This is a genomic window from Streptomyces sp. DH12, assembly GCF_020873895.1.
Taxonomy (GTDB): Bacteria; Actinomycetota; Actinomycetes; order Streptomycetales; family Streptomycetaceae; genus Streptomyces.
The window spans coordinates 1-609 of the sequence record NZ_JAHWGT010000452.1 but is presented as its reverse complement, the minus strand read 5'-3'; the positions used below and the strand labels follow the sequence as shown (position 1 = coordinate 609).

Annotated in this window: 1 protein-coding gene; it reads left to right on the top strand. The window is 71.1% G+C overall.

Translation table 11 applies throughout. The features are described 5' to 3' along the window. On the top strand, nt 1-609 hold a 609-nt coding region (locus LPA54_RS35115), incomplete at both ends, for an AMP-binding protein (RefSeq protein WP_228984655.1).

The window sequence follows — 609 nt, the reverse complement described above, 5'->3', positions numbered from 1 at the left end:
CTTCATGTACGAGGCGGACACCGTCATCGAGCGCTGGGAGCCGGTGTTCCATTCCAAGCGGGGCGACGAGGCGTCGACGCTGCTGTTCCTGCCGCTGGCGCACGTCTTCGGGCGGATGGTGGAGGTCGCGGCGATCCGCGGCAAGGTGAAGTTCGGCCACCAGCCGCAGCTCAACGCGGCCGCGCTGATGCCCGACCTGGCCGCGTTCCGGCCGACGTTCATCCTGGCCGTGCCGTACATCTTCGAGAAGGTGTTCAACGCGGCGCGGCGCAAGGCCGAGCGGGAGGGACGCGCGGGGCCGTTCGAGAAGGCGGTCGACGTGGCCGTCCGGTACGCCGACGCGGTGGAGGCGAAGGCCTGGGGCACCGGCCCGGGTCCTTCGGCGTCGCTGCGGATGCAGCACCAGCTGTTCGAGAAGCTCGTGTACTCCAAGATCCGGACGGCGATGGGCGGCAGGATCCGGCACGCCATGTCGGGCGGCTCGGCGATGGACCGGCGCCTCGGCCTGTTCTTCGCGGGCGCGGGCGTGCACATCTACGAGGGGTACGGGCTGACGGAGTCGACCGCGGCGGCCACCGCCAATCCGCCCGAGCGCACGCGCTACGGCAC